This is a genomic window from Pedobacter sp. 01T416_2, from assembly GCF_056398925.1.
Map to the genome: position 1 here is coordinate 1 of NZ_JBFTQI010000184.1, position 8,631 is coordinate 8,631.

The 8,631-nt window shown below is 32.9% G+C and carries 10 protein-coding genes; 5 read left to right on the forward strand and 5 right to left on the reverse strand.

Features of this window, described 5'->3' with window-relative positions:
- On the forward strand, positions 1-282 hold a 282-nt coding region (locus AC1DPQ_RS10005; protein WP_477609076.1), incomplete at its 5' end, for an EF-Tu/IF-2/RF-3 family GTPase.
- A 30-nt stretch (positions 283-312) separates the two neighbouring features.
- Here the strand turns inward: AC1DPQ_RS10005 and AC1DPQ_RS10010 are convergent.
- On the reverse strand, positions 313-567 hold the full coding sequence (locus tag AC1DPQ_RS10010; protein WP_477583840.1) for a helix-turn-helix transcriptional regulator: 255 nt from the start codon (positions 565-567) through the stop codon (positions 313-315).
- A gap of 175 nt (positions 568-742) precedes the next feature.
- On the opposite strand from AC1DPQ_RS10010, the gene AC1DPQ_RS10015 reads away from it, so the two are divergent.
- The 3 genes from AC1DPQ_RS10015 (at position 743) to AC1DPQ_RS10025 (ending at position 3,524) form a co-directional block, all read left to right on the forward strand.
- Entirely contained in the window at positions 743-997 is a 255-nt protein-coding gene (locus AC1DPQ_RS10015; protein ID WP_477583842.1) for a hypothetical protein, read from the forward strand.
- 1 nt (position 998) lies between these two features.
- Complete coding sequence (locus AC1DPQ_RS10020; RefSeq protein WP_477609078.1) at positions 999-2,336, forward strand: hypothetical protein; 1,338 nt, start codon at positions 999-1,001, stop codon at positions 2,334-2,336.
- A gap of 99 nt (positions 2,337-2,435) precedes the next feature.
- A complete protein-coding gene (locus AC1DPQ_RS10025) occupies positions 2,436-3,524 on the forward strand; it encodes an acyltransferase family protein (RefSeq protein WP_477609080.1) in 1,089 nt (362 codons plus the stop codon).
- Here the strand turns inward: AC1DPQ_RS10025 and AC1DPQ_RS10030 are convergent, their stop codons facing one another.
- From AC1DPQ_RS10030 to AC1DPQ_RS10040, 3 genes are read right to left on the reverse strand one after another with little or no spacing between them, the layout of a single operon-like run.
- Positions 3,525-4,334, reverse strand: coding sequence for a DUF4422 domain-containing protein (locus AC1DPQ_RS10030; protein ID WP_477584758.1), 810 nt, complete (start codon positions 4,332-4,334; stop codon positions 3,525-3,527). It lies immediately after the preceding gene.
- The gene (gene glf, locus AC1DPQ_RS10035; protein ID WP_477609082.1) at positions 4,327-5,445 is read right to left on the reverse strand and encodes a UDP-galactopyranose mutase; all 1,119 of its coding nucleotides are present in this window, start codon (positions 5,443-5,445) and stop codon (positions 4,327-4,329) included. The genes AC1DPQ_RS10030 and glf overlap by 8 nt, the downstream gene beginning before the upstream one ends.
- Before the next feature lie 6 nt (positions 5,446-5,451).
- Entirely contained in the window at positions 5,452-6,357 is a 906-nt protein-coding gene (locus tag AC1DPQ_RS10040; protein WP_477584760.1) for a glycosyl transferase family 90, read from the reverse strand.
- 77 nt (positions 6,358-6,434) lie between these two features.
- Between AC1DPQ_RS10040 and AC1DPQ_RS10045 the strand changes: the two genes are divergently transcribed.
- Positions 6,435-7,304 carry a glycosyltransferase gene (locus AC1DPQ_RS10045; RefSeq protein WP_477609084.1) on the forward strand — a complete coding sequence of 290 codons (870 nt, stop codon included), beginning with the start codon at positions 6,435-6,437 and terminating at the stop codon, positions 7,302-7,304.
- Here AC1DPQ_RS10045 and AC1DPQ_RS10050 read toward each other — a convergent pair.
- Positions 7,301-8,107 carry a DUF5672 family protein gene (locus AC1DPQ_RS10050; protein WP_477584762.1) on the reverse strand — a complete coding sequence of 269 codons (807 nt, stop codon included), beginning with the start codon at positions 8,105-8,107 and terminating at the stop codon, positions 7,301-7,303. The genes AC1DPQ_RS10045 and AC1DPQ_RS10050 overlap by 4 nt on opposite strands.
- Positions 8,108-8,631 lie beyond the last annotated feature (524 nt).

The window sequence follows — 8,631 nt, forward strand, 5'->3', positions numbered from 1 at the left end:
AACGTTGAGATTCGTGAAACTTTCAAAATTACTAAAGTGGGTACCATTGCAGGTTGTATGGTATTGGATGGTAAGATTACCCGTAACAGCAAGATCCGTATCGTTAGAGATGGTGTTGTTGTATACACCGGTGAACTGGCATCGTTAAAACGCTTTAAGGATGACGTGAAAGAGGTTAATAAAGGTTACGAGTGTGGTTTAAACATTCAGAACTTTAATAACATCGAAGTTGGCGATATTGTAGAAGCTTACGAACAAGTAGAAGTAGCTAGAAAACTGTAATCGGTTCTMTGTTAAAATAAAGTAAGGGCATCAATGATATTGATGCCCTTTTTGTTGGAGAGAAATTATTTTGTGCTTTTCAAAATCTGATTGAATGATTATCTGATGAATCGGGATATTGTATAACCCAGCAATTTTATGCAATTGCGATATGGCAAAATCTACTTCATTATTTTCCCACTTTCGATAAGCAACCCTGCTTATTCCGATTACATCAGCAACATATTGCTGTGTATAATTGTATTTATCCCTATACCTTCTTAAGGTATTTCCTATATCTAACATGTTGAGAAGCGTTAATGACTATGTATTTGTATTATTTACTTATTGTATTATAATAAGTAAATAATGATAATAAAGGGTTGTCAAAATTAATATTTTTTCTTTGTCTTTTTGTGAAAAAAACAATTATGAAAAGAAAAATTTTAACCTGTTTTAAGTTGTTGATTGCAAGCACTTGGTGTTCGGAGCTTTGCAAGGATGTAAGAAAAACCAAAAAACCGATAATCAACCTATCACAATAGAGAAAAAAAGTGAGATTAATGAGATTATTACTTTTATTGCAACCACCACTGAAATGCCAAAAGAAAAAATCTCTTTTGATAAAGACAAAAAAGAATTCTACATCTCAGGTACCAACTTCAAAGAATCACTAGAAGATATGCAGAAAAGATATAATAATGCTAATGAATATAAGTTTAAAAATTCTAAATAACATGAAAAGAATTATATTTTTAGTATTAGTACTTATTACAGGTTTAAATGTATACGCTACGCCAGCCATCTCTAATTTTTCTATTGAAAGCACCTATCTACAAAATTCAAAAATTAAAGTTTATGGTGGGACAGATAGCTATTTCGTAGCCTCATACACACTCTCAAGATCTTACGTTAATGGCTCTGCGGTATTGGAAGAGGTAAATGCTCAGGTAAGGTTGATTGCTGGAGTAACCAATATCACTGAGTTGGATGACAATAATAATACTTTCCGCATAGTGACATCTTCCGATTTTGTTACACCCACGGGAAGTGTTTCGGATTATTCAAATGTGAAATATATACAGGGTGTCATACCTGAATCAATTAACACGTCAAATGTCTTTTTACAAATAAGATATTATAGTTCCTCAACTAATACATGGGGTGAGTGGATCACATCGAATGTTAATTTTGCAACAATAAATGTAGCACCAGCACCAGCAATAGACGCCCCAGTCGCAGATAGTTATCCATTATATTCCTATACAAATGAGAGGGGAGGGACACGCTTTTACACAACTTATAGAGGGCCTGTTATCTCTCGAGATTACCTTGGTAATGAGATATTTGCTGGAGTAATTGGGTATGTTTTTAAAGTTCAGAAACCTGGAACTATTCCGCTTTATGAGTTTTATCACAACTATGATACTGAGGAGATAATTAAGTATTACTCAACGGAACCTACTCATCCAGTTTATGGCGCTCCAACTATGATCATAGGTTATGTCTATAGTAATCAGGTAAGCAAGACACGACCTGTATATCAACATAAAAGCCAGTCTGCAAATAATTATATTTACGTTGACGGACCTGGGACATTCGATGGTTATGCACTTAATGGAATCGCTTTTTACCTTCTTATGAAACCTCATCCAAATCCGACGTTTCCGCTACCTGAAGAGGATGTAGAGGAACTATATCAATATTATAGTACAAGTGGTGATCATTTCTATACTACAATAAGGAAAGATAGGCCTGGTTACACATACGAAAAGGTTCTAGGATATGTTCACTCGATTCAAAAACCCGGTACTATCCCGCTTTATAGATATGTTGCCCATAATTCTCCATCTGGTGATCATTATTATACAACGAGCCAGCAAAATTATGGTGGATATACTTATGAGGGTATAGTTGGCTATGTTTATGGAAGCGCTGGTATAGCAGGTACGTCGGCTGTTTATAGTTACTTTGCGCCTGGTAATGGTGATCATTATTATAATACGCTTAATACATCATATGGAGGTTATGTCAGCGAGGGAATAAAATTCTACATGTTAACTTACAACCATTAACTGTAATATTTTACATACATAAATGTTAAAAGAGTTCCGAATTAATTCGGAACTCTTTTTTTTAACAGATATTTGACATTTATCTACCTATACTATTTAATGGATTTTGAATTAAAAACCTTACAAACACAGGAGAAAAAGAGTTTTAACTTCGTTGATACAATTCGGTGTATTTCAATGATAGGAATTGTTTTTGAGCATTCTGCAATACTTTGGGGGGCTAAATATAACAATACAACTGATGTTTGGCTACAAATTACTACTATGCAATTTTGGAAGTTTGCTACAATTGCCTTTTTCCTTATTGGTGGTTTTTTGATTAATTACAAATTTACAGAGTATACGCCAGGGCAATATTTATCTCGGAGATTTAAAAATACTATCAAACCATGGCTATTCTGGATTATCGTATTAGTTATCCTTAATCTAATCCATAAAATAGTATTAAACATTAAATCTGGTGACTCTATATTCAACGGAAATCCTATTGGTTATTTTGCCGAAGAATTTAGGTATATCTTGTTTGAAAGCAGTTTTTGGTTCATACTCAATTTCTTAATTTGTATAAGCATCCTACTTATTTTTAAAAGATATCTATATAAGCTTTGGTTTGGGTTAATTTGGGCAATTACATCGCTTCTATATAGCTTTAATTTATATCATGAGTGGTTTGTGACTCATCATTCAGCTGCCCTGTTTGGATTTGTATTTTATTTATGGCTTGGTGTTTATCTAAATCGCTATTTCGACAAAGTAATGGCTTATGTAAAGCAGTTAAAATGGTCTTATATTATTTTGGTTAATATTGTTTTTTTTGCATTGGCATGTTTAGAGGTAATGTACTTAAATCATCATGGTTCTAAAGATGAGTACAATACCCTTAGGGTTACCAATATTTTTTATTCATTAACCATGTTTACTTTACTTTTAAAAATGGGCGGAATAAAATTTATCGATAATATATTAAAGCCTAGACAATCTACATTTGGAATTTACCTTATCCATCAAATTTTAATTATTATATTACTTCCAGAGATCTTCAAATGGGATAAGTGGAATTTCAATTACTTTTCTGTAGAACAAAACATCTTGTACTCGATATTCAGATTTTTGATCGTTTATACGATTGCTTTTGGAATTACAAGATTGCTGCTTAAAACCAAAATTAAATGGACTGTTGGAGGTTAGTTAAGAGAAAAATACAACTGGAAATTCAGCCTTTTGGAGATTGTTATAAAAAAGATAAAGGTTAAATAATCTTTCAGAAAAGAAACCAAAAATTCGTCTTTGGTATTCATATTCACTTAATTTTACCGTTTTCTCTAACTCAAATAGTATTGGAAACAACCAATTACAATAATCAATTAGAACCTCTTTCCTGGCTATAAACATGTTATAGCAATGCATTTTTTTTTCTGTGTCGAAGAATTCATCGAATGCCTTTTCCATATCTGGATAAAGTTTTACAACCGCATCTTTCATCAAATACCAATCTTCCCTTATGTGATAAAAGATATAATGCATCTTTATTGATGCCTCTCCAGATAATTCAAACGCTAAGTGAGCTGCAGTAGGCACAACTACTTTTCCAGAATGAAGTTGATTAAACAGTGCATCTTTTAAACTCTCATTGCTTGTTATTTTTAAAGCCTCTTCGCTAAAAGGAGCATAATAAACATCTCGAGGATCAACAATGATTTTTGTGTTGAATAACTTCTTCTTAACTCGTACTTCGGGCAATGTGAAATATCGTCGATAATGACATAAGCCTATAAATTCCGAATCAACTTTTTCTATGTTTTTCCAAATCCAAAATAATGCCGTTAGTTCACTAAATGTTTTGTTCTTAACAGCTATATTTTCGCCTACATCATCAGATATAAAGCCTAATTCTAGTTTAGAAAAAGTTTTTCCAACTTGAATAGGCTGGATGTAATCGCAATGAGGAACAGCAAATTCTTTATGATAAACAGAGTAAATTGTTAAGTCTTTATTCACTTCTTAATTCTTTTTTTGATTTTGCTAGAGCAGATGCAATCACCTGATGCATGTCATAATATCTATATTCAGCTAATCTACCTCCAAAAATTACACCAGGTTCCTTTTCAGCTAACAATTGGTACCTTTTTAACATAGCCATATTCCTTTCGTCATTAACAGGATAATATGGTTCAGCATCTTTATTGTCCTTTAACGGGTATTCTCTTGTAATTACCGTTTTAGGTTGCGTACCAAATTCAAAATGTTTATGCTCATAAACCCTCGTATAAGGTGTATCTGCATCTGTAAAATTCATTACAGCATTTCCTTGATAGTTTTCCATGTCATGAATTTCCATCTCGTATCTCAAGCTCCGGTATTCTAATTCACCATATTCATAATCGAAGTATGCGTCGATCTTACCCGTAAAAACAATATTATTAGCTATACTTTTCCAATAATTTTTGTCGTCAAAAAAATCTGTATTCAATTTTACGGTGCAATTGGCTAACAAGCCATTGATTATTTTATTATATCCTCCAATTGGTATTCCTTGATATTTATCATTGAAATAATTATTGTCATAGGTAAATCGAACAGGTAATCTCTTTATAATAAATGCAGGAAGTTCAATTGCCTTTTTCCCCCATTGTTTTTCTGTATATTGTTTAATTAGTTTCTCGTATATATCAGTGCCAACCAACATTTGCGCCTGCTCTTCTAAATTTTTAGGCTCAGTTATAGCTAAATGTGCTATTTGTCTTGCAATTTCAGCTTTAGCCTCGATTGGTGTTTTTGTGCCCCAAAGCTTATAAAATGTGTTCATATTAAAAGGAAGGTTATATAATTCTCCCTTATAATTTGCAACAGGTGAATTTGTATATCGATTAAATTCAGCAAATTGATTCACATAATCCCACAAAAATTTATCATTAGTATGAAAAATGTGAGCGCCATACCAGTGAACATTTATGTCTTCGATTTTTTTACAATGAATATTTCCCCCAGAATGATCTCTTTTATCGATTACTAAACAGCTTTTTCCAGCTTTAGTCATTTCATGAGCAAAGGTAGCGCCAAAGAGGCCGGAGCCAACAACTAAATAATCATATTTTTCTTCAYTTTTCATTTATTATTATGGCTTATTGATTCTGTTTTCGATAGTAGACCTCATCTTATCAACGGCACACTGGTAGGTGAGCTTCTCATGGGCAAATTTTAATGCGTTCTCCGTAATCTGTTTGTAAAGCATGGGATCTTTCTCGATCCGGTGGTATTGGCTTACCAGATCGCTCATGTCGTTTTTTACAGGGATATAGTGCTCGTAAGGCCTTAAATCGTAATGGAAGTATTCTTTCCACTTTCTTTCCTGTAAAAATACAACCCTCTGACTGTAAAAAAGAAATTTTAAGCGGGCAGAATAGCTATTGCCTTCCACGTCGATTAAATATTTGTACCGGGTATGTTGGGGCAGGGTAAAATATGGAACATCCTTTTTATGGATAAAATAATCATCCACATAGGTATTGTAAAAGTCAAAAATCTCTGGGGCCTGATTTCCGATTTCTATCAGTTTCTCTCTGATTATATTCGTTTTGACATTTCCGGCCCAAAATACGCGTGAGTCGCCCCAGGTTTCTTTTCCTTTGGTCTCAATTTCGGCTACTGTATCCGAAAAACTGTTGATCCCTGCTTCTTTCCAGCTTTCAAAGGCAAAATCAGGGATCAGAAAATCCTGCTTTTGATCGTCGTCTATGCAATAATAAAAGGAATCATCTTCATAACCACCGGCAGGTTTATCATTGATGAAAAATTTAAAGTGCAGGTCCTTGTCCGTAACCAGTTCTTTAAGGCAGTCGATCAAGATCTTTGCCGTAGCCTGTCCCCTGGTCTGACTCTTGCCTATTAGGTTAACTGCCGTAAAACCGTTCTTTTTTATGAGCTCTACATGCGGCCATAAGTTTCTGTATTTTTTTTCTAGAAACTTATGGGTAACACTTATTTTATTGATCTTCTTATAAAGAAATGATGTTAAACCCATGCCGAATTATAAATTTGGATGCAAAGGTATCTGATTTTCTACAATAGGTATTGTTTTTTATTTTATTTTTGAAGGAGATGATATCAATAATTATAGCCTCCGTAAATAAAGATCAGCTTTCTGATGTTAAGGAGAACATTGCCGCAACCATAGGAGCAGAACATGAAATTATCAGTTTTGATAATGCTGATGGAAAACGTGGATTATGCGAAATTTACAATGAAGGGGCAAAGCGGGCCAAATATAAGCTGCTTTGCTATATGCACGATGATATCAGTATTAAAACGAAAGACTGGGGTATTATTGTTGCAGATATTTTTAATGAAGACCAAAAAATAGGATTGATTGGCATAGCCGGAAATAGTTATAAAACTAAAGTTCCGTCTGGATGGTTTTGTAGCGCCGGTGAAAAAAAAATCAATTATGTGAATATCCTTCAACGCTATAAATTTAGTGAAGAGAAAACAAAACACATTTCTCAAAACGTAAAAAATGAAAAGTATTCAAGCGTAGTTGTTGTAGACGGCGTTTGGTTCTGTACCAAAAAAGAAATAGTTGAAGCCAATAATTTTGATGAGGAAACATTTAAGAAGTTTCATTGTTATGATCTGGATTTTTCACTTCAAGTACATAAAACACATCGTGCCGTTGTAACTTTTGAAGTATTATTAGAACATTTCTCAGAAGGAAATTATTGTAAAACCTGGATAGAGGAAACATTAAAATTACATGAAAAATGGGCCGCTGATTTACCGATAGATGTAGAAGGGTTATCAAAAAAAGAAAGTTTCTTTGCTGAAAAACATGCATTCAAATTCTTTCTAAAGCAGATGAAAATATCTGGGTATAAAAAGATAGAAATATTTAAAATATTTTGGCGAAGTAAACTAAGCAAAAACAACTTTAGTCTATTTTTAATGCTAAATAAAGAAATTTGGCGCAGTTAAATCTGATAACCTGCTTCTTTAAAGTAAGGTTTCCAAAAACGGATGTTTTTATCCCATGCATGGCAACCAAAAGGCATGTTTCCTTTAATTAAAGTCATTGCCCTTTGTGGAGCTGTTTCAATGGAAAAGTTCAATGCCACTTTGTAAGTAGGGATCTTTATTCTCTTCTTCTTTCGATTCACTTCTATGGTCCAAAACATGTCTTCATGATAATCGCTGCTGTTCCGGCCAACGTAATTTTCTACGAGTTCTTTTTCTTGAATACAGATATTATAAAAAGATTTAACTTTTCTCAATGAAAAGCCTCCATTGCCGACATGGTTGTATAATTGTCGCTCTATGTCAGGCCGACCTTGTTTATCAAGTAAATTATATCTTCTGTGCAGGTAGGATCTTAGCTTCTCTTTGGTCTTTTTAAATAAGGTTGGGAATTCTTTTTCTCTCAACCATGGAGCACCTATATAATCATAACCTAAGCTGCACCAATATTTTAATTCATTTTTAAATACGAAAGCATCCAATTGATAGAGGAGTAGGTAGTTATAATTCAAGAATTTCTCATAAAAGAGTTCCGAAAGCATTAAATCGTTGTAACTAAACACGCTTTTAAAATAAAAACTTGGGAAAGACACCTCACTATAAGAGAATCCTATCTGCATATTCGATATGTCTAAACCATCTGGTTTGAGTATTACAATATCATAATCAGACAATAACTTTCCACATTGGGTCAAAGCTATCTTTTCATAAATTGAAAGTTCGGACTTATAAATTGGTATTACAATTACGCAAGAACTATTCATTTTAGTTTCTATTAAATTTTGGCAAAAATAAAAGTATAATATTCATAAAGCCTTTCAAAATTTTATAGGCTATCGGATACTTTTTTATATGCATAAATTGTTCTGCCTTTTTAAACTTTATCTCTTTCAAATATTCATAGTCCTTAACAAATTCAGGGAAATATCTATTCAAAGAAGTATCTCTTTCTTTATCGATTTCTGGATGATTCTTTGAATTTGCGGATATTCCAGTTCCATCATAAGTTACAATTACACAATCTAAGTGTTTATATGAAGCCTCGCGTTTACAAATTGCATAAGTGAAGAATTCCCAATCAGCTACAATTTTGAGATTTTCATTATATAGAAAAATATCCTTAAACAGCTTCGCCTTAATAAAACTTGCTTGATGAGAGATGTTTTGTTCATAAAAAAAAGAGTAATTTAACTTTTCAGGAAAAGTGAGTATCTCTTTTTTTATTCCATCATTGTGTAGGATATCTCCTTAGTAATTATCGTATTGACCATTTAATTCAGCATTCAAT